Genomic DNA, 21,332 nt, shown 5'->3' on the forward strand with positions numbered 1-21,332 from the left:
GGGTTGCAGTCTGAGTAGTTTCAGACTGATGGCTGGTGACTTTTTAGTCACCAGCCTTTTTGCGCTACAGGGGAATGATGGCGTTTCGCACTGTTTGTCCATTGTTTCTCTTCAATATCTTTTTCTATCGACGCCTTAATATATCGCTTTCCTGTGAGGGTTCCCTGCCTGCGCAACGGCGATGAAATGATTTAAGAGTGATAGAAAGATGTATTGCATGGGGTGCCGCGCATCGCATGAAAAACAAAATAGTGTTGCATGAACTGTCCCTTCAGGACGGACAGCGTGGGTCGACTTGTCAGCTAGCTGAGGAACCCTATGGTTTACTCCTATACCGAGAAAAAACGTATTCGTAAGGATTTTGGTAAACGTCCGCAAGTGCTGGACATACCTTATCTCCTTTCTATCCAGCTTGACTCGTTCCAGAAGTTTATCGAGCAAGATCCAGAAGGTCAGTATGGACTGGAAGCTGCATTCCGTTCCGTATTCCCGATCGCGAGCTACAGCGGCAACTCTGAGTTGCAGTATGTCAGCTATCGCCTGGGCGAACCTGTCTTTGACGTAAAAGAATGTCAGATCCGTGGCGTGACTTTCTCTGCACCGCTGCGCGTCAAACTGCGTCTGGTGATCTACGAGCGCGAAGCGCCGGAAGGCACCGTCAAAGACATTAAAGAACAAGAAGTTTACATGGGCGAAATTCCGCTCATGACCGAAAACGGTACCTTTGTCATCAACGGTACTGAGCGTGTTATCGTTTCTCAGCTGCATCGTAGTCCTGGTGTTTTCTTTGACAGCGATAAGGGTAAAACGCACTCTTCCGGTAAAGTGCTGTATAACGCACGCATCATCCCTTACCGCGGTTCATGGCTCGATTTCGAGTTTGACCCGAAAGACAACCTGTTCGTCCGTATTGACCGTCGCCGTAAGCTGCCGGCCAGTATCATCCTGCGCGCGCTGCATTACACCACGGAGCAGATTCTTGATCTGTTCTTCGAAAAAGTGGTGTTCGAAATCCGCGACAACAAATTGCAGATGGAACTGGTGCCTGAGCGCCTGCGTGGTGAAACCGCCTCCTTCGATATCGAAGCCAACGGCAACGTCTACGTTGAGAAAGGTCGTCGCATCACTGCTCGCCACATCCGCCAGCTGGAAAAAGACAATATCCAGCATATCGAAGTACCGGTTGAATACATTGCCGGTAAAGTGGTGGCTAAAGATTACATCGACACCAATACCGGTGAGTTGATCGTTGCAGCGAACATGGAGCTGTCACTGGATCTGCTGGCTAAACTGAGCCAGTCCGGTCACAAGCGCATTGAAACGCTGTTCACCAACGATCTGGATCACGGTCCGTACATTTCTGAGACACTGCGTGTTGACCCAACCAATGATCGCCTGAGCGCGCTGGTTGAAATCTATCGCATGATGCGTCCTGGTGAGCCGCCGACGCGTGAAGCGGCAGAAAACCTGTTCGAGAACCTGTTCTTCTCTGAAGATCGTTACGATCTTTCTGCGGTTGGCCGCATGAAGTTCAACCGTTCTCTGCTGCGTGACGAGATCGAAGGTTCCGGTATCCTGAGCAAAGACGACATCATCGAAGTGATGAAGAAGCTCATCGATATCCGTAACGGTAAAGGCGAAGTGGACGATATCGACCACCTCGGCAACCGTCGTATCCGTTCTGTTGGCGAAATGGCAGAAAACCAGTTCCGTGTTGGTCTGGTGCGTGTAGAGCGTGCGGTGAAAGAGCGTCTGTCTCTGGGCGACCTCGATACCCTGATGCCTCAGGATATGATCAACGCTAAGCCGATTTCCGCTGCCGTTAAAGAGTTCTTCGGTTCCAGCCAGCTGTCTCAGTTTATGGACCAGAACAACCCGCTGTCTGAGATCACGCATAAGCGTCGTATTTCAGCCCTCGGCCCAGGCGGTCTGACCCGTGAACGCGCTGGCTTCGAAGTGCGTGACGTACACCCGACTCACTATGGTCGCGTATGTCCAATCGAAACGCCGGAAGGTCCGAACATCGGTCTGATCAACTCGTTGTCCGTGTACGCACAGACTAACGAATATGGCTTCCTGGAAACGCCGTACCGTCGCGTTGTTGACGGTAAAGTGAGTGACGAGATCCATTACCTCTCTGCAATTGAAGAGGGTAACTTCGTTATTGCTCAGGCGAACACCAACCTGGCCGAAGACGGTTCATTCGTTGACGATCTGGTTACCTGTCGTAGCAAAGGCGAATCAAGCCTGTTCAGCCGCGACCAGGTTGACTATATGGACGTTTCGACCCAGCAGGTTGTTTCTGTTGGTGCGTCACTGATCCCGTTCCTGGAACACGATGACGCCAACCGTGCATTGATGGGTGCAAACATGCAACGTCAGGCGGTTCCGACTCTGCGTGCTGATAAGCCGCTGGTTGGTACCGGTATGGAGCGTGCTGTAGCGGTTGACTCCGGTGTAACTGCCGTAGCTAAACGTGGCGGTATCATCCAGTACGTTGATGCTTCCCGTATCGTGATCAAGGTTAACGAAGATGAGATGTATCCGGGCGAAGCCGGCATCGACATCTACAACCTGACCAAATACACCCGTTCGAACCAGAACACCTGCATCAACCAGATGCCGTGTGTGTCTCTGGGCGAACCGATCGAGCGCGGCGACGTGCTGGCTGATGGCCCGTCTACCGACCTCGGTGAACTGGCGCTGGGCCAGAACATGCGCGTAGCGTTCATGCCGTGGAACGGCTACAACTTCGAAGACTCCATCCTCGTATCTGAGCGTGTTGTCCAGGAAGACCGTTTCACCACCATCCATATTCAGGAACTGGCTTGCGTGTCTCGTGACACCAAACTGGGGCCAGAAGAGATCACCGCTGACATCCCGAACGTGGGTGAAGCTGCGCTCTCCAAACTGGATGAATCCGGTATCGTTTACATCGGTGCTGAAGTGACCGGCGGCGACATTCTGGTTGGTAAGGTAACGCCGAAAGGTGAAACCCAGCTGACGCCGGAAGAGAAACTGCTGCGTGCGATCTTCGGTGAAAAAGCGTCTGACGTGAAAGATTCGTCACTGCGCGTGCCGAACGGCGTTTCCGGTACGGTTATCGACGTACAGGTCTTTACCCGCGATGGCGTGGAAAAAGACAAACGTGCGCTGGAAATCGAAGAGATGCAGCTCAAGCAGGCCAAGAAAGACCTGTCTGAAGAACTGCAGATCCTCGAAGCTGGCCTGTTCGGTCGTATCCAGGCGGTACTGATCTCGGGTGGTGTTGAGGCTGAGAAGCTGGACAAGCTGCCGCGTGAGCGCTGGCTGGAGCTGGGCCTGACCGACGAAGAGAAGCAGAACGCGTTGGAACAGCTGGCTGAACAGTATGACGAGCTGAAGCATGAGTTTGAGAAGAAACTCGAAGCGAAGCGTCGCAAGATCACCCAGGGCGATGATCTGGCACCGGGCGTGCTGAAAATCGTTAAGGTGTATCTGGCCGTTAAACGTCAGATCCAGCCTGGTGACAAGATGGCAGGTCGTCACGGTAACAAAGGTGTTATCTCCAAGATCAACCCGATCGAAGATATGCCTTACGACGAAAACGGCACGCCGGTTGACATCGTACTGAACCCGCTGGGCGTACCGTCACGTATGAACATCGGTCAGATCCTGGAAACCCACCTGGGTATGGCGGCGAAAGGTATTGGTGAGAAGATCAATGCCATGCTGAAGAAGCAGGAAGAAGTCGCCAAACTGCGTGAGTTTATCCAACGTGCTTACGATCTGGGCACTGACGTGCGTCAGAAAGTTGACCTGAACACCTTCAGCGACGACGAAGTGCTGCGTCTGGCAGAGAACCTGAAAAAAGGTATGCCGATTGCGACTCCGGTGTTTGATGGTGCGAAAGAGAGCGAAATCAAAGAGCTGTTGCAGCTCGGCGGCCTGCCTTCTTCCGGTCAGATCACTCTGTTCGACGGCCGTACCGGTGAGCAGTTTGAGCGTCAGGTAACCGTAGGTTACATGTACATGCTGAAACTGAACCACCTGGTCGATGACAAGATGCACGCCCGTTCCACCGGTTCTTACAGCCTGGTTACTCAGCAGCCGCTGGGTGGTAAAGCACAGTTCGGTGGTCAGCGCTTCGGTGAGATGGAAGTGTGGGCACTGGAAGCATACGGTGCCGCCTATACCCTGCAGGAAATGTTGACCGTTAAGTCTGATGACGTGAACGGCCGTACGAAGATGTATAAAAACATCGTCGATGGCAACCATCAGATGGAACCGGGCATGCCGGAATCCTTCAACGTACTGTTGAAAGAGATTCGCTCGCTGGGTATCAACATCGAGCTGGAAGACGAGTAAGCACTCGCATTTGTACTGGTTATGGGATGTTCGGCTGGGGTCGAACATCCCTGAGAGTCTCACTCCGACGGGAGCTAATCCGTGAAAGACTTACTTAAGTTTCTGAAAGCGCAAACTAAAACCGAAGAGTTTGATGCGATCAAAATTGCTCTGGCTTCGCCAGACATGATCCGTTCCTGGTCTTTTGGTGAAGTTAAAAAGCCTGAAACCATTAACTACCGTACCTTCAAGCCGGAGCGTGACGGTCTTTTCTGTGCCCGTATTTTCGGACCGGTAAAAGATTATGAGTGCCTGTGCGGTAAGTACAAGCGCCTGAAACACCGTGGCGTGATCTGTGAGAAGTGTGGCGTTGAAGTCACGCAGACCAAAGTGCGTCGTGAGCGTATGGGCCATATCGAACTGGCTTCGCCGACTGCACACATTTGGTTCCTGAAATCACTGCCGTCCCGTATCGGTTTGCTGCTGGATATGCCGCTGCGTGACATCGAGCGCGTGCTGTACTTCGAATCCTATGTGGTTGTCGAAGGTGGCATGACCAACCTCGAAAAACGTCAGATCCTGACTGAAGAGCAGTACCTCGACGCGCTGGAAGAGTTCGGTGACGAATTCGACGCGAAGATGGGTGCGGAAGCGATCCAGGCCCTGTTGAAAAACATGGATCTGGAGCAGGAGTGCGAGCAGCTGCGTGAAGAGCTGAACGAAACCAACTCTGAAACCAAGCGTAAGAAGCTGACCAAGCGTATCAAGCTGCTGGAAGCATTCGTTCAGTCTGGTAACAAACCAGAGTGGATGATCCTGACCGTGCTGCCGGTACTGCCGCCGGATCTGCGTCCGCTGGTTCCGCTGGATGGTGGTCGTTTCGCAACGTCAGATCTGAACGATCTGTATCGTCGCGTGATCAACCGTAACAACCGTCTGAAACGCCTGCTGGATCTGGCTGCGCCGGATATCATCGTACGTAACGAAAAACGTATGTTGCAGGAAGCGGTTGATGCGCTGCTGGATAACGGCCGTCGTGGTCGCGCCATCACTGGCTCCAACAAGCGTCCGCTGAAATCACTGGCAGACATGATCAAAGGTAAGCAGGGTCGTTTCCGTCAGAACCTGCTGGGTAAACGTGTTGACTACTCTGGTCGTTCGGTTATCACCGTAGGTCCATACCTGCGTCTGCATCAGTGCGGTCTGCCGAAGAAAATGGCACTCGAACTGTTCAAACCGTTCATTTACGGCAAGCTGGAACTGCGTGGCCTCGCCACCACCATCAAAGCCGCGAAGAAAATGGTTGAGCGTGAAGAAGCGGTGGTGTGGGACATCCTCGACGAGGTTATCCGTGAGCACCCGGTTCTGCTGAACCGTGCACCGACTCTGCACCGTCTGGGTATCCAGGCGTTTGAACCTGTTCTGATCGAAGGTAAAGCGATCCAGCTGCACCCGCTGGTTTGTGCGGCATATAACGCCGACTTCGATGGTGACCAGATGGCAGTTCACGTACCGCTGACGCTGGAAGCCCAGCTGGAAGCGCGTGCGCTGATGATGTCTACCAACAACATTCTGTCTCCGGCGAACGGCGAGCCAATCATCGTTCCGTCTCAGGACGTTGTTCTGGGTCTGTACTACATGACCCGCGACAAAGTGAACGCCAAAGGCGAAGGCATGGTGCTGACTGGCCCGAAAGAAGCTGAGCGTGTTTACCGCGCTGGCCTGGCCGAGCTGCATGCCCGCGTAAAAGTGCGTATCACCGAGTACAGCAAAAACGAACAAGATGAATTCGTTGCGAAAACCAGCCTGATCGACACCACCATTGGTCGTGCGATCCTGTGGATGATCGTGCCGAAAGGTCTGCCTTACTCCATCGTCAACCAGGCGCTGGGTAAAAAGGCAATCTCCAAAATGCTGAACACCTGTTACCGCATTCTGGGCCTGAAGCCGACCGTTATCTTTGCTGACCAGACCATGTACACCGGCTTTGCTTATGCAGCCCGTTCTGGTGCCTCTGTTGGTATCGACGACATGGTTATCCCGGCGAAGAAAGCTGAGATCATCGCAGAAGCAGAAGCTGAAGTTGCTGAGATCCAGGAGCAGTTCCAGTCTGGTCTGGTAACCGCAGGCGAACGTTACAACAAAGTCATCGATATCTGGGCCGCCGCTAACGAACGCGTTTCCAAAGCGATGATGGATAACCTGCAAACTGAAACTGTGATCAACCGTCACGGCGAAGAAGAGAAGCAGGTTTCCTTTAACAGCATCTACATGATGGCCGACTCCGGTGCGCGTGGTTCTGCGGCACAGATTCGTCAGCTGGCAGGTATGCGTGGTCTGATGGCGAAGCCGGATGGCTCCATCATCGAAACGCCGATCACCGCGAACTTCCGTGAAGGTCTGAACGTACTCCAGTACTTCATCTCAACCCACGGTGCGCGTAAAGGTCTGGCGGATACCGCACTGAAAACCGCGAACTCCGGTTACCTGACCCGTCGTCTGGTTGACGTGGCACAGGACCTGGTGGTGACCGAGGACGATTGTGGCACCTTCGAAGGTATCATGATGACCCCGGTTATCGAGGGTGGCGATGTTAAAGAGCCGCTGCGTGAGCGTGTACTGGGTCGTGTGACCGCAGAAGACGTGCTCAAGCCGGGCACCGCAGACATTCTGATCCCGCGTAACACCCTGCTTGATGAGCACTGGTGTGATGTGGTTGAGCAGAACTCTGTTGACGCCATCAAAGTGCGTTCAGTTGTAAGCTGTGAAACCGACTTCGGTGTGTGTGCACACTGCTACGGTCGCGATCTGGCGCGTGGTCACATCATCAACAAAGGTGAGGCCATCGGCGTTATCGCAGCACAGTCCATCGGTGAGCCGGGTACTCAGCTGACGATGCGTACGTTCCACATCGGTGGTGCGGCATCGCGTGCGGCTGCTGAATCCAGCATTCAGGTGAAGAACAAAGGTACTATCAAGCTGAGCAACGCGAAAACCGTTACCAACTCCTCCGGGAAGCTGGTGATCGTTTCTCGTAACGTTGAGCTGAAAATGATCGACGAATTCGGTCGTACCAAAGAAAGCTATAAAGTGCCTTACGGTGCAGTGATGGCGAAAGGTGATGGTGAGCAGGTCAACGCGGGCGAAACCGTGGCGAACTGGGATCCGCATACCATGCCGGTAATCACTGAAGTGAACGGTTTCATCCGCTTCACCGATATGATCGACGGCCAGACCATTACCCGTCAGACTGACGAGTTAACCGGTCTGTCATCACTGGTTATCCTTGACTCTGCTGAGCGTACTTCAGGTGGTAAAGACCTGCGTCCGGCACTGAAAATCGTTGATGCGAATGGCGATGACGTTCTGATCCCGGGCACCGACATGCCGGCTCAGTACTTCCTGCCGGGCAAAGCGATTGTTCAGTTGGAAGATGGCGTGAAGATCAGCGCAGGTGACACCCTGTCGCGTGTTCCGCAGGAATCTGGCGGTACCAAGGACATCACCGGTGGTCTGCCGCGCGTTGCCGACCTGTTCGAAGCGCGTCGTCCGAAAGAGCCAGCAATCCTGGCGGAGATCAGCGGTATCATCTCCTTCGGTAAAGAGACTAAAGGTAAGCGTCGCCTGGTAATCACCCCGGTTGATGGCAGCGATCCGTACGAAGAGATGATTCCGAAATGGCGTCAGCTCAACGTATTTGAAGGTGAGCGCGTTGAACGTGGTGACGTCGTATCTGACGGCCCGGAATCTCCGCATGACATTCTGCGTCTGCGTGGCGTTCATGCTGTTACCCGTTACATCACTAACGAAGTGCAGGAAGTTTACCGTCTGCAAGGCGTTAAGATTAACGATAAGCACATTGAAGTCATCGTACGTCAGATGCTGCGTAAAGCGACCATCGTCAGCGCCGGAAGCACCGACTTCCTGGAAGGTGAGCAGGCTGAAGTGTCTCGCATCAAGATCTCTAACCGTGATCTGGAAGCGAACGGCAAGTTGGGTGCCACCTACATGCGCGACCTGCTGGGTATCACCAAAGCGTCTCTGGCAACCGAGTCGTTCATCTCTGCTGCATCGTTCCAGGAGACCACGCGTGTCCTGACCGAAGCTGCGGTTGCAGGCAAGCGCGACGAACTGCGCGGCCTGAAAGAGAACGTTATCGTGGGTCGTCTGATCCCGGCCGGTACCGGTTACGCTTACCATCAGGATCGTATGCGTCGCCGTCAGGCGGGTGAAGCACCGGTTGCACCGCAGGTTACTGCGGATGAAGCCTCTGCCAGCCTGGCTGAACTGCTGAACGCCGGTCTCGGCGGTAGCGACGACGAGTAATCGTTCGTCAGTTAGCCAATAAAAAACCCTGCTTCGGCAGGGTTTTTTTTCATCTGTATTCTCAGTTTCTGCGGTCGATATCGCCGCGCGTCAGCCCAATATCTCGTAACTGGGTATCGCTGAGGCGCGACAATATGCGTCGGGTCTGCCGACGTAAATGCCAGGATTTCACCAACTGCCGCACCGCGCGGAAGATATCCAGTAAGGTGATATTGAAGGGTTTTGCCGCCCGGTTTTGATCGAATTCCATAATCCTGCCCTCGGTATGATGTCTGAGAAGCATTGTCCGTTTTCCACCTATTCCAATACAGATTCAATAAACACATTTATTAAACATACAGATTGCGCTGTGACCGATCTGAATGGTAAAAATTAATCCAATCTGTATTGGTTTTTTCCTGTTGGAAATCATGTGAGGCATACGATGACGCGTTACCAGCATCTGGCGGGCTTGCTCTCAGACCGCATCGAGCAAGGGTTATATCGCAGTGGAGAGCGCTTGCCATCGGTGCGTACGCTCAGCATTGAACATGGTGTGAGTATCAGCACTGTCCAGCAGGCTTACCATTTGCTGGAGGAGAAGCAGCTGATCGTGCCGCAGCCTCGCTCCGGCTATTTTGTGGCGACACGTAAAGCCACGCCGCCTGTTCCTGCCATCACCCGTCCCGCTCAACGCCCGGTGGAGATCACCCAGTGGGAATCGGTGCTGGAGCTGCTCAGCAGTCGCATCGAGGGGGACGTGATCCAACTGGGCAGTGGCATCCCGGATCTGACGCAGCCAACGCTGAAACCGCTGTGGAAAATCCAGAGTCGTATGGCGCAGAAGCAGGATATCAACCTGCTGAGCTACGACACCCTGTTGGGCCTGACATCGTTGCGGGAACAAATCGCACGCCTGACGATTGATAGCGGTTGCCAGCTTAGCGCTGACGACATTGTGGTGACCACCGGTTGCCACGAAGCATTGTCGGTTTCTATCCGCGCCGTTTGTCAGCCAGGGGATATCATTGCGGTGGAATCACCCACGTTCCACGGCACTATGCAAACCTTGCGCGGTTTTGGTATTCGCGCCATTGAGATCCCGACTGACTCGGTGACGGGTATCAGCCTTGAAGCGCTGGAGCTGGCATTCGAGCAGTGGCCCATTAAAGCGGTGGTGGTGGTACCTAACTGTAATAATCCGTTGGGTTTTATCATGCCGGAAGCGCGTAAACGAGCGCTGCTGACGCTGGCACAACGCTTTGACGCCGCCATCATCGAAGATGATGTGTATGGAGAGCTGGCGTGGGAGTATCCGCGCCCCATCAGTATTAAGTCGCTGGATATGGATGGGCGAGTGCTGCTGTGCAGCTCGTTTTCCAAAACGCTCTCGCCTGGCCTGCGTGTCGGCTGGGTTGCACCGGGGCGTTATCGCGAGCGGGTGCTGCACATGAAATATATCGGTACCGGATCTTCCGCGACCATGACGCAGCATGTGGTGGCGGAGTTTATTCGTCTGGGTCATTACGGGCCGCACTTGCGGCGTATGCGCCAGGTTTATCAACGCAATTACGAGACCTTTAGCTGCTGGGTACGCCACTATTTCCCGTGTGGTATTTGTGTGTCACGCCCACAGGGTAGCTTTCTGATGTGGATCGAACTGCCGGAAGCCTTCGACGCGGTGCGCCTCAACACGGAACTCCGCGCCTCGAAGATTCAGGTGGCGGTGGGCTCGCTGTTTTCCGCATCGGGTAAGTATCGCAACTGCCTGCGTCTCAACTATGCGCTGCCGATTACCGATGCCACCGAACAGGCGATTGCGCTGGTGGGTGCTGCGATTGAACGCGCGATGTTGGTCTGTGCCTGATCGGTAGCGGCGCGATTTATCGCGCAATTTAGTGCGTAATAAATCGCGTCGTCAGCCGTGTTTTACGCCGTGACGGTGGGTTCCGTCAGCGCCAGCAACTCTCGCGTGGCCGCCAGCCAGTCGGGTGCCTGAGTGATGGCGCTAACCACCGCGATGCTACCCACGCCGGTCGCCAGCACCTCTGGTGCGCGCGCCAACGAAATACCGCCAATGGCTACCGTTGAAATGCCTTCCAGCCGCGCCAGATGACGTGTTAACTCTGCAATGCCTTGCGGTTCTGATGGCATCTCTTTAGTTTGTGTCGGGAAAATATGCCCCAGCGCGATATAGGAGGGGCGCAGCGCCAGTGCCCGATCCAGTTCGGCATCATCATGGGTGGATAAGCCGAGGCGCAAGCCCGCCTGACGAATTGCCTCCAAATCGGCCACATCCAGATCTTCCTGGCCGAGATGCACGCCATAGGCGTTGTAGCGAATCGCCAGGCGCCAGTAATCATTGATAAACAGGCGGGCGCGATATTGTTTGCCAAGTGCGATAGCCTCCCGCACCGCCTCTTCCACTTCATGGTCTTCGCAATCTTTAATACGCAGCTGAATGGTGCGTACTCCCGCTTCCAGCAAACGGGCAATCCACTCAACGCTATCGACAACCGGGTAAAGCCCTAAACGTGGGGCGGTACTGGGGAAGGCGGCGGTCATACATTTTCCTCTTTCAGGGCATCGGCGGCATGATAAAGCTCACCGCCACGGCTACGGAAGGCATCTGACATCTGCGCCATCCCGATTTCAATCGGCTGGGCTTCCGCCTGCTGACGGGCGGCAAAGTCACGCACTTCCTGGGTGATTTTCATGGAGCAGAATTTCGGGCCGCACATGGAACAAAAATGTGCCACTTTGCCCGACTCCTGCGGCAGTGTCTCATCGTGATAAGCGCGCGCGGTATGTGGGTCGAGCGCCAGATTGAACTGGTCCTCCCAGCGAAACTCAAAACGCGCTTTCGACATGGCGTTATCGCGGATCTGGGCGCCAGGATGGCCCTTCGCCAGATCGGCGGCATGAGCGGCAATTTTATAGGTGATCAATCCCTGTTTCACATCTTCCTTATTCGGCAAACCCAGATGTTCTTTCGGGGTGACGTAGCACAGCATCGCACAGCCGAACCAGCCAATCATCGCGGCACCGATGCCAGAAGTGAAATGATCGTAGCCGGGGGCGATATCGGTGGTCAGTGGGCCGAGGGTATAGAACGGGGCTTCGTGACAATGTTCCAGTTGTTCGGTCATATTGCGGCGAATCATCTGCATCGGCACATGCCCCGGACCTTCGATCATCACCTGCACATCATATTCCCAGGCGATTTTGGTCAGCTCACCCAGCGTATGTAGCTCGGCAAACTGCGCTTCATCGTTGGCATCCTGAATCGAACCCGGACGCAGTCCATCACCCAGCGACAGAGCAACATCATAGGCAGCACAGATTTCGCAAATCTCACGGAAGTGCAGATACAGGAAACTCTCCTGATGGTGCGACAAACACCACTTCGCCATGATTGAACCGCCACGCGAAACGATGCCGGTCAGACGTTTCGCCGTCATCGGCACATAACGCAGCAGCACGCCGGCGTGGATGGTGAAGTAGTCAACGCCTTGTTCGGCTTGCTCAAGCAAGGTGTCGCGGAAAATTTCCCAATTCAGATCTTCCGCAATGCCGTTTACCTTCTCCAGCGCCTGATAAATCGGTACGGTGCCAATCGGCACCGGGCTGTTACGCAAAATCCACTCGCGTGTTTCATGGATATAACGGCCGGTCGAGAGATCCATCACCGTGTCAGCCCCCCAGCGTGTCGACCACACCAGCTTCTCCACTTCCTCTTCAATTGAGGAGCTGACCGCCGAGTTGCCGATGTTGGCATTCACTTTGACCAGAAAATTGCGGCCAATGATCATCGGCTCAGATTCAGGGTGGTTAATGTTGGATGGGATGATGGCTCGCCCTGCGGCGACTTCCTGACGCACGAACTCGGCGGTGATATTTTCCGGCAGATGCGCACCAAAGCTATGGCCAGGATGTTGTTGTAGCAACACTTCGCCACGGATGCGCTCGCGCCCCATGTTTTCACGTAGTGCAATAAACTCCATTTCCGGGGTAATGACGCCCTGACGCGCATAATGCAACTGGGTAACACGGTGGCCTGCTTTGGCACGTCGCGGTTGGGGCAGATGTTCAAAACGCAGGTGATCCAGCCCCTCATCTGCCAGGCGTTGCTGTGTATAGCTGGAGCTGAGCTGGTCGATGGTTTCACTGTCGCCGCGCTCCGCGATCCAGTTGGCGCGCAGTTTGCTCAACCCCCGATGAACATCAATCGATGCATGCGGATCGCCGTAAGCCCCGGCCGTGTCATACACCGGCACCGGTTCGTTGGCTTCGTATTGCGGATTATCTTTACTGCCGCCGGTCAGGGTCGGGCTGAGCTGAATCTCACGCATCGGCACACGAATATCATCACGACTGCCGGTGATCCAGATACGTTTAGAATTGGGGAAGGCAGTGCCCTGGAGGGAATCAATAAATTCCTGCGCCTGGGCGCGTTGTTCACGACGAGAAGTTTTTACAACAGACATAGCAAGTTTCCTGTAAATGATGGAAGTTGCTTGTCCGGAGTCCGGAAGGAGTAACAGAAACGGCGCGCGCACCGGCTGTGATATTTACTCTTGTTCCCTTCGCAGGTACTAACCTGATCAGGTTCCGCGGATCCCGAATTAACGGTCTCAGCCCGAAATGGGCACTCCGACAAGAAAATATTTACGGTGTTAAACCGTAAAGTAAAAAAGCCCTCGTAGCATAGAAGGGCTTTTTACGAATAACAAGTCTTTTACAAATGCGGGCGGCTAAGCAGGGCGGGCGATGATGCTTTCATTCGCTACCGGCGTATGCGCCAGCTGATTGTCCCATGCCAGATGCACGAGCTTATCTTCCAGCGTAAAACGTGACTCCAGCACTTCACCCACTTCAGACAGCGCCTGCTGGAAGGTGACGCAGTTGTCATCGGTGATGGCCTGTTGCAGATGGCCGTCATACAGTTGCATCATTCGTTCGGTATTGGCTTCCAGTGACGGGTAGATTTGCGCGGCGGCGATCATCGGGCTGTCACCTTGCATCTCACTGATAATATGTTCATAAATGCTGAAATGGCCGGCGGAGAGATAATCCACCAGGTTATGACAAAAGGCATCCAGCGCCTGTTCGTCCAGGGCACTCAACGCATCTTTTTTGGGCTTCATGCCAACCAACTGGTAGTAAGTCACAAGTAGCTGACGACGCGCGTGTAGCCATGAATCGACCAATTCGTTACCGCGGCCTACACGCTCGGTCAGGTCATCTAACTGAGTAAGCATACAAGGCTCCATGTGGGTTATAGTGGTTCATTCTGCGAATAGACGCTAAGGATGACGATTTAAATGCAACGTGAGATCTCAAGCGTAGACGCTGGCTGGTGGATTGTCAGCCATGAACAAAAACTTTGGCTGCCACAGGGTGAGCTGCCGCACGGGACGGCGGAACAATTCGATCTGGCGGGCAGCAGCGGCATGGTGATTGGCGAATGGCAGGGTGAAAACGTCTGGCTGGTGCGCGAATCACGTTCTGACAATATGGGCTCAGTACGCCAGTTGATCGACGAAGATGTCGGCCTGTTCCAGCTTGCCGGACGTGGCGTGCAACTGGCGGAATTCTTTCGTTCGCATCGCTGGTGCGGCTATTGCGGCCACGAAATGCATTTGAGCAAGCGTGAGTTTGCTTGCCTGTGCGGTCACTGCCGTGAACGCTATTACCCGCAAATCGCGCCCTGCATCATCGTGGCGATTCGGCGCGGAGATGAGATCCTGCTGGCGAACCACGCAAAGCATCGTAACAACGTCTACACCGTACTGGCCGGTTTTGTTGAAGTGGGGGAAACCCTCGAACAGGCAGTGGCGCGTGAGGTGATGGAAGAGAGCAATGTACGAGTGAAAAACGTACGTTACGTCACCTCACAACCCTGGCCATTCCCCCATTCGCTGATGATGGCCTATATGGCGGAATACGATGGCGGGGAGCTACAGCATGACGGCAAAGAACTGCTGGATGCCGGCTGGTTCCGCTACGATGCGTTACCTTTATTACCGCCGCCGGGTACCGTCGCGCGACGTCTGATTGAAGATACCGTTGCCCACTGTCGCGCCAGCGCGCTGTGAAAATGCTACACTGGCGCCCTGTCAGTGAGAGAGCCAATTATGAGTGAACTGAAGAACGATCGTTATCTGCGCGCCCTGTTACGTCAGCCGGTGGATGTCACCCCGGTTTGGATGATGCGACAAGCCGGGCGTTATCTGCCGGAATATAAAGCCACACGCGCCGAGGCCGGTGACTTTATGTCGCTGTGTAAAAATGCTGAGCTGGCCTGTGAAGTCACGCTGCAACCGCTGCGTCGCTATGCGCTGGATGCGGCAATCCTCTTCAGCGATATTCTCACCATCCCGGATGCCATGGGATTGGGCCTGTACTTTGAAACCGGTGAAGGCCCCCGTTTCTCTCACCCGATTACCAGCCGCGCTGACGTCGACAAACTGCCGGTACCTGACCCGGAGCAAGAGCTGGGTTATGTGATGAATGCGGTGCGTACCATTCGCCATAACCTGAAAGGCGAAGTGCCGCTGATCGGTTTCTCCGGTAGCCCGTGGACGCTGGCTACCTACATGGTTGAAGGGGGTAGCAGCAAGGCCTTCACCAAAATCAAAAAGATGATGTACGCCGAGCCACAAACGCTGCATGCGTTGCTGGATAAGCTGGCCGACAGCGTGATCCTCTATCTGAACGCGCAGATCAAAGCCGGTGCGCAGTCGATCATGGTGTTCGACACCTGGGGCGGCGTGCTGACCGGACGTGATTATCGCGAGTTCTCGCTTTACTACATGCACAAAATCGTTGATAGCGTGCTGCATGAGAACGAAGGTCGCCGTGTGCCGATCACCCTGTTCACCAAAGGTGGCGGGCAATGGCTGGAAGCGATTGCGGAAACTGGCTGTGATGCGCTGGGCCTGGACTGGAGCACCGATATTGCCGATGCCCGTCGTCGCGTCGGTCACAAAGTGGCGTTGCAGGGCAATATGGACCCGTCAATGCTCTACGCCCCACCGGCCCGTATCGAGCAGGAAGTGGCTGGCATCCTTGAAGGGTTTGGCAAGGGTGAAGGCCACGTCTTCAATCTGGGCCACGGTATCCATCAGGATGTACCGCCAGAGCATGCCGGTGCCTTTGTTGAGGCGGTGCATCGTTTGTCACGTCCTTATCATCAGGGCTAGCGATGGATTTAGCGGCGCTACGCACGGAACAGCAACAGCGCGCAGCTGACGTGGTGCGGCAGGACGATTTTGAGGTGCTGCCGCCCCGTTTGATTGCCGGTGCCGATGTCGGGTTTGAACAGGGCGGAGAAGTGACACGCGCCGCGCTGGTGATTCTTGAGTACCCCTCGTTGCAACTGGTGGAGCATCAAATTGCCCGCATCAGCACCACCATGCCCTATATCCCCGGTTTTTTATCATTCCGCGAAGTGCCCGCTCTGGTGGCTGCCTGGCAACAACTCCAGCATCAACCGGACCTGTTATTTGTCGATGGGCATGGCATCTCGCATCCGCGTCGGCTCGGTGTGGCGGCGCATTTTGGCTTGCTGGTGGATGTACCGACCATTGGTGTGGCAAAGCGGCGCCTGTGTGGCCAGTTTGATACGCTGGATGAAGCGCCGGGCAGCCGTCAGCCGTTGCTGGATAAAGGCGAGCAGTTGGGTTGGGTGTGGCGCAGCAAGGCGCGCTGCAACCCACTTTTTATCTCCACCGGCCATCGTGTCAGTACCGACAGCGCATTGCAGTGGGTGGAAAATTGCATGGCGGGTTATCGCCTGCCTGAGCCGACACGCTGGGCCGATGCGGTAGCTTCTGGTCGTCCGGCCTTTCTGCGCAGGCAAAATGCGCGTTAACGCTGTTTGCGCGCGGCTTTTGCGGTACACTGCCGCCAGCTAAATTATTGAGAGCAAGTTTGATGTTACAGAACCCCGTCCATTTGCGCCTGGCGAAGCTGGAAAGCTGGCAGCACGTCACCTTTATGGCCTGTCTGTGTGAACGTATGTTCCCTAACTACTGGGCCTTCTGTCAGCAGACCGAATTCGCCGATCCGCAGCTTTATCGCCGTATTCTCGATTTAGTCTGGGAAAGCCTGACGGTCAAAGGCGCTAAAATCAATTTCGACAGCCAACTGGAGAAGCTGGAAGCGGTCATTCCCAATGGCGACGATTTCGATATCTATGGCGTGCATCCGGCGATTGATGCCTGCGTGGCACTGAGTGAAGTGCTGCATGCTCAGCTCAGTGGCGAAACCCTGGAACATGCGGTTGAAGTGAGCCGCACCTCAGTGACCACTGTCGCTATCCTCGAAATGACCCAGGCTGGACGCGAAATGAGCGATGAAGAGCTGCGCGAAAACCAGGCGATTATTGACGAATGGGATATGCAGTGGGAGATTTTCCGCCTGTTGGCAGAATGCGAAGAGCGCGACCTCGAGCTGATTAAAGGGTTACGTTCTGACCTGCGCGAAGCGGGAATCAGTAACATCGGTATAATTTTTCAGCAATAAGGCGAGAAAACGTGACTTCAGGCCCGAATTAGCGCGCCTGGAGGCTTCACATCAGCCCCCTGTCTGGTCTACATTTGGGGGGCTGAAAATTGTGGCTATCGGTGCGTGCAGGCTGAAGAGTGCCAGAATATGGCTTTTCCCTCGCACTCGTTGCTTAGCAAGCGATAAATACACTTTAAGGATAACTTATGAACAAGACTCAACTGATTGATGTGATCGCGGAAAAAGCAGACCTGTCAAAAACCCAGGCTAAAACTGCTCTGGAATCTACCCTGGCTGCGATCACTGAGTCTCTGAAAGATGGTGATGCTGTACAACTGGTTGGTTTTGGTACTTTTAAAGTGAACCACCGCGCTGAGCGTACCGGTCGCAACCCGCAGACTGGCAAAGAGATCAAAATCGCTGCGGCAAACGTACCGGCGTTCGTCTCTGGTAAAGCGCTGAAAGACGCTGTTAAGTAAGTTTCCGCGACGCGGTATAGCTTTAAAAGAGGGGCGACATCGCCCCTTTTTGTTTCCGGGGCCTGCCATGCTGAAACGTAATTATCAGCGCGTCTGCGCCCTGTTATGTGGTGCGCTGCTGACGGGCTGTAGCACGACTCCTGATCTTCCTGCCTTTACCGCCAGCGGCTATCTTGCCGATCGTGGCGTGGTGCGTATCTGGCGCAAAAATAGCGACCATCAATCAATTCACATGCGTACGGTCTTCACGCCATTCAATGGTGATGCAATGGAGACAACGGACTACAGCTGGCTGGACAACAATCTTATCAGCGTGCAACGTCAGGTCGCGGGCGAGCAGACGGATGACGTTACGTTACGTTTTGATCAGCAGGGCAACCTCAATTTTATGCAGCGACAACTGGCTGGGCGTCGTGAGGCGGTAAGTAGCGACAGTATCGAGCTGTATCGCTTTGATGCGCAGCGCATGCTGGCGCAGAGCAATGCCTTGCTGAATGGCCGTGTATTGCTAAGCCAGGGGCACTGGCTGGGCGATACTCAGGTGCGCAACTGCGAAGGGAAGGTGGTGAATGCGCCTTTCGATAGCAGCATCCAGGCAACGCTGGCACAGCAGCAGCGTAATACATCCTCACCGTTGATGGTGGCCTGGCTGGAAGCGCCTGAAGGGGTGCAGCTATTGCATATCACGCCCACGGACGAATGTAGTTGGCAGCCGAAAGAGAGCGACTTCTGACCGGGAATGAAGAAGGGGCACTGTGCGTGCCCCTGCTGATTATTTGCGGTTGATGGCGCGATAGCCGATATCGTGGCGGCAGAAGCTGCCTTCCCAGGAGATAGACTTCGCCAGTTCGTATGCTCGCTGCTGTGCGGCAGCAACATCTGCGCCCAGCGCGGTGACGCAAAGTACGCGACCCCCATTGGTGACCACCAGGTCATCCTTCAGCGTAGTACCGGCGTGGAACACTTTACCATCTGCAACTTCTTCCAGCGGCAGGCCGTGAATCTGGTCGCCGGTGTTGTAGTTGCCCGGATAACCACCGGCAGCCAGCACCACACCCAGTGACGGACGCGGATCCCATTGTGACGTCTGCTGATCCAACTTGCCGTCACAGGCCGCCAGACACAGCGCCACCAGATCGGACTGCAAACGCAGCATGATCGGCTGGGTCTCCGGATCGCCAAAGCGGCAGTTGAACTCGATCACTTTAGGCTGACCGGCTTTATCGATCATCAGACCGGCATACAGGAAGCCGGTGTAGGTGTTACCTTCGGCTTTCATGCCGTTCACGGTTGGCCAAATGATCTGATCCATCACGCGCTGGTGGATCTCATCGGTCACCACCGGTGCCGGAGAGTAGGCACCCATGCCTCCGGTATTCGGGCCGGTATCGCCGTCACCGACACGTTTATGATCCTGGCTGGTGGCCATCGGCAGCACGTTGTCGCCATCAACCATCACGATAAAGCTGGCTTCTTCGCCATCGAGGAACTCTTCGATCACGATACGGTGGCCGGCATCGCCGAACGCGTTGCCTGCCAGCATATCCTGTACCGCGTCTTCCGCTTCTTGCAGCGTCATCGCCACGATCACGCCTTTACCGGCGGCCAGACCATCGGCTTTGATGACGATCGGTGCGCCTTTCTCACGCAGATACGCCAGCGCCGGTTCTACCTCGGTAAAGTTCTGGTATTCAGCGGTTGGGATCTGCTGACGTGCGAGGAAATCTTTGGTGAAGGCTTTGGAGCCTTCCAGCTGTGCGGCTGCCTGCGTCGGGCCAAAAATTTTCAGACCCGCGGCACGGAACGCATCAACGACACCAATCACCAGCGGCGCTTCCGGGCCGACGATGGTCAGGTCAATTTTCTCCTGCTGAGCAAAGGCCAGCAGCGCGGCAACGTCGGTGGCGCTGATAGCGACATTTTGCAATGCCGGTTCCAGTGCGGTGCCTGCGTTACCAGGTGCGACAAACACGGTTTCTGCCAGCGGTGACTGCGCAGCTTTCCACGCCAGAGCGTGCTCACGTCCACCATTGCCAATGACTAAAATTTTCATCTGTTACGCTCCCAACGATTAATGGCGGAAATGACGCATGTCGGTAAAGATCATCGCGATGCCGTGCTCATCGGCGGCGGCAATCACCTCATCATCGCGAATCGAACCACCTGGCTGAATCACACAGGTGACACCGACGGCAGCCGCAGCATCAATACCATCGCGGAACGGGAAGAAGGCGTCAGAGGCCATTGCAGAACCTTTTACTTCCAGACCTTCATCACCTGCTTTAATACCGGCGATTTTCGCGGAATAGACGCGGCTCATCTGGCCTGCGCCAATACCGATGGTCATGTTGTCACGCGCATAGACAATGGCGTTGGATTTAACGAATTTCGCCACTTTCCAGCAGAACAGCGCATCACGCAGTTCCTGTTCAGTTGGCTGGCGTTTGCTTACTACGCGCAGCTGGCTGGCATCGACCATACCCAGATCTCGGTCCTGTACCAGCAAACCACCGTTTACACGTTTGAAATCCAGACCGGCAACGCGATCCTGCCACTGACCACACACCAGAACGCGGACGTTCTGTTTGCTGGCGGTGACTTTCAGCGCGGCTTCAGAGGCGGAAGGGGCAATAATCACTTCCACGAACTGACGGCTGATGATGGCTTGTGCGGTGGCTTCGTCCAGCTCACGGTTGAAAGCGATGATACCGCCAAATGCGGAGGTAGGATCGGTTTTGTATGCGCGCTCATACGCGTCCAGAATCGAGCTGCCCACAGCCACACCGCACGGGTTGGCGTGCTTCACAATCACGCAGGCGGCTTCGCTGAACTCTTTGACACATTCCAGAGCAGCATCAGTATCAGCGATATTGTTGTAGGACAGCGCTTTACCCTGCACCTGCTGGGCAGTGGCAACCGAGGCTTCCGCCACGTTCTCTTCTATATAGAAAGCGGCATCCTGATGGCTGTTCTCGCCGTAACGCATATCCTGCTTCTTAATGAAGTTCAGGTTCAGGGTACGCGGGAAACGACCAGCAGGTTCTTTGCTCTCGCCGTGATAGGCCGGCACCAGGCTACCAAAGTAGTTAGCAATCATGCTGTCGTAGGCGGCAGTGTGTTCGAAGGCTTTAATCGCCAGGTCGAAACGGGTTTCCAGCGTCAGAGAGTTTTCGTTGGCGTCCAGCTCGGCAATGATGGCGTGGTAATCGCTGCTCTTAACGACAATTGCCACGTCTTTATGGTTCTTCGCGGCGGAGCGCACCATGGTCGGGCCGCCGATATCAATGTTTTCAACCGCATCTTCCAGCGTACAGCCCGACTTCGCCACGGTTTGGGCGAAGGGATAAAGGTTAACGACCACCATGTCGATAGGATTGATAGCGTGCTGCGCCATGATGGCATCATCCTGGCCGCGACGACCAAGAATGCCGCCATGCACTTTCGGGTGCAGCGTTTTGACACGTCCATCCATCATTTCCGGAAAACCGGTGTAGTCAGACACTTCAGTGACCGGCAGGCCCGCATCTGCCAGCAGGCGTGCAGTGCCACCTGTGGAGAGCAGCTCAACACCACGGCTGGAGAGTGCCTGAGCAAATTCGAGGATACCGGCTTTGTCTGAGACACTCAGCAGAGCGCGGCGTACTGGACGACGTTGTTGCATGGTGGTTTTATCCCTTGGCTTTGTTTCGCGTAAATAAGAGCGTTACATCA

15 protein-coding genes and 1 riboswitch are annotated in these 21,332 nt (G+C 54.9%); of the genes, 9 read left to right on the top strand and 6 right to left on the bottom strand.

All coding sequences use genetic code 11. The features are described 5' to 3' along the window. The first annotated feature begins 318 nt into the window (after positions 1–318). Both rpoB and rpoC read left to right on the top strand, forming a co-directional pair. Positions 319–4,347: a DNA-directed RNA polymerase subunit beta gene (gene rpoB, locus AC6I8N_RS01305; protein ID WP_021186424.1), complete on the top strand. Its 4,029-nt coding sequence runs from the start codon at positions 319–321 to the stop codon at positions 4,345–4,347. An 81-nt stretch (positions 4,348–4,428) separates the two neighbouring features. Further along, complete coding sequence (rpoC, locus tag AC6I8N_RS01310; protein WP_021186423.1) at positions 4,429–8,652, top strand: DNA-directed RNA polymerase subunit beta'; 4,224 nt, start codon at positions 4,429–4,431, stop codon at positions 8,650–8,652. Positions 8,653–8,713: 61 nt separating this feature from the next. On the opposite strand, the gene AC6I8N_RS01315 is transcribed toward rpoC, so the two are convergent. Next, a complete protein-coding gene (locus AC6I8N_RS01315; RefSeq protein ID WP_497829885.1) occupies positions 8,714–8,902 on the bottom strand; it encodes a DUF1127 domain-containing protein in 189 nt (62 codons plus the stop codon). A gap of 174 nt (positions 8,903–9,076) precedes the next feature. On the opposite strand from AC6I8N_RS01315, the gene AC6I8N_RS01320 reads away from it, so the two are divergent. After that, a complete protein-coding gene (locus AC6I8N_RS01320; protein ID WP_021186421.1) occupies positions 9,077–10,498 on the top strand; it encodes an aminotransferase-like domain-containing protein in 1,422 nt (473 codons plus the stop codon). A gap of 62 nt (positions 10,499–10,560) precedes the next feature. Here the strand turns inward: AC6I8N_RS01320 and thiE are convergent, their stop codons facing one another. From thiE to AC6I8N_RS01335, 3 genes are all read right to left on the bottom strand, one after another. Next, complete coding sequence (gene thiE, locus AC6I8N_RS01325; RefSeq protein ID WP_497829886.1) at positions 10,561–11,196, bottom strand: thiamine phosphate synthase; 636 nt, start codon at positions 11,194–11,196, stop codon at positions 10,561–10,563. After that, the gene (thiC, locus tag AC6I8N_RS01330) at positions 11,193–13,118 is read right to left on the bottom strand and encodes a phosphomethylpyrimidine synthase ThiC (protein WP_497829887.1); all 1,926 of its coding nucleotides are present in this window, start codon (positions 13,116–13,118) and stop codon (positions 11,193–11,195) included. The genes thiE and thiC overlap by 4 nt, the downstream gene beginning before the upstream one ends. 77 nt (positions 13,119–13,195) lie before the next feature. Continuing rightward, a riboswitch (TPP riboswitch) is annotated at positions 13,196–13,297 on the bottom strand. Positions 13,298–13,385: 88 nt separating this feature from the next. Next, positions 13,386–13,892 (bottom strand): Rsd/AlgQ family anti-sigma factor, encoded by a 507-nt coding sequence (locus AC6I8N_RS01335; protein WP_021186418.1) that lies wholly within the window; start codon positions 13,890–13,892, stop codon positions 13,386–13,388. Positions 13,893–13,955: 63 nt separating this feature from the next. On the opposite strand from AC6I8N_RS01335, the gene nudC reads away from it, so the two are divergent. From nudC to AC6I8N_RS01365, 6 genes are all read left to right on the top strand, one after another. Further along, complete coding sequence (gene nudC, locus AC6I8N_RS01340; protein ID WP_021186417.1) at positions 13,956–14,729, top strand: NAD(+) diphosphatase; 774 nt, start codon at positions 13,956–13,958, stop codon at positions 14,727–14,729. 39 nt (positions 14,730–14,768) lie between these two features. After that, positions 14,769–15,836, top strand: coding sequence for a uroporphyrinogen decarboxylase (gene hemE, locus AC6I8N_RS01345; RefSeq protein WP_021186416.1), 1,068 nt, complete (start codon positions 14,769–14,771; stop codon positions 15,834–15,836). A gap of 2 nt (positions 15,837–15,838) precedes the next feature. After that, positions 15,839–16,507 carry a deoxyribonuclease V gene (nfi, locus tag AC6I8N_RS01350; protein ID WP_021186415.1) on the top strand — a complete coding sequence of 223 codons (669 nt, stop codon included), beginning with the start codon at positions 15,839–15,841 and terminating at the stop codon, positions 16,505–16,507. A gap of 62 nt (positions 16,508–16,569) precedes the next feature. Next, positions 16,570–17,160 carry a YjaG family protein gene (locus AC6I8N_RS01355; protein ID WP_021186414.1) on the top strand — a complete coding sequence of 197 codons (591 nt, stop codon included), beginning with the start codon at positions 16,570–16,572 and terminating at the stop codon, positions 17,158–17,160. 188 nt (positions 17,161–17,348) lie between these two features. Further along, positions 17,349–17,621: a nucleoid-associated protein HU-alpha gene (gene hupA, locus AC6I8N_RS01360; protein ID WP_013507416.1), complete on the top strand. Its 273-nt coding sequence runs from the start codon at positions 17,349–17,351 to the stop codon at positions 17,619–17,621. A gap of 67 nt (positions 17,622–17,688) precedes the next feature. Beyond that, positions 17,689–18,354, top strand: a complete 666-nt coding sequence (locus tag AC6I8N_RS01365; protein WP_208724571.1) for a DUF1481 domain-containing protein — start codon at positions 17,689–17,691, stop codon at positions 18,352–18,354. A gap of 39 nt (positions 18,355–18,393) precedes the next feature. On the opposite strand, the gene purD is transcribed toward AC6I8N_RS01365, so the two are convergent. Both purD and purH read right to left on the bottom strand, forming a co-directional pair. After that, on the bottom strand, positions 18,394–19,674 hold the full coding sequence (gene purD, locus AC6I8N_RS01370; RefSeq protein ID WP_021186412.1) for a phosphoribosylamine--glycine ligase: 1,281 nt from the start codon (positions 19,672–19,674) through the stop codon (positions 18,394–18,396). Between the two features lie 18 nt (positions 19,675–19,692). Then, a complete protein-coding gene (gene purH, locus AC6I8N_RS01375; RefSeq protein WP_497829888.1) occupies positions 19,693–21,282 on the bottom strand; it encodes a bifunctional phosphoribosylaminoimidazolecarboxamide formyltransferase/IMP cyclohydrolase in 1,590 nt (529 codons plus the stop codon). Positions 21,283–21,332 lie beyond the last annotated feature (50 nt).

The organism is Pantoea sp. X-Soil-TKNS-1279 (assembly GCF_059730565.1).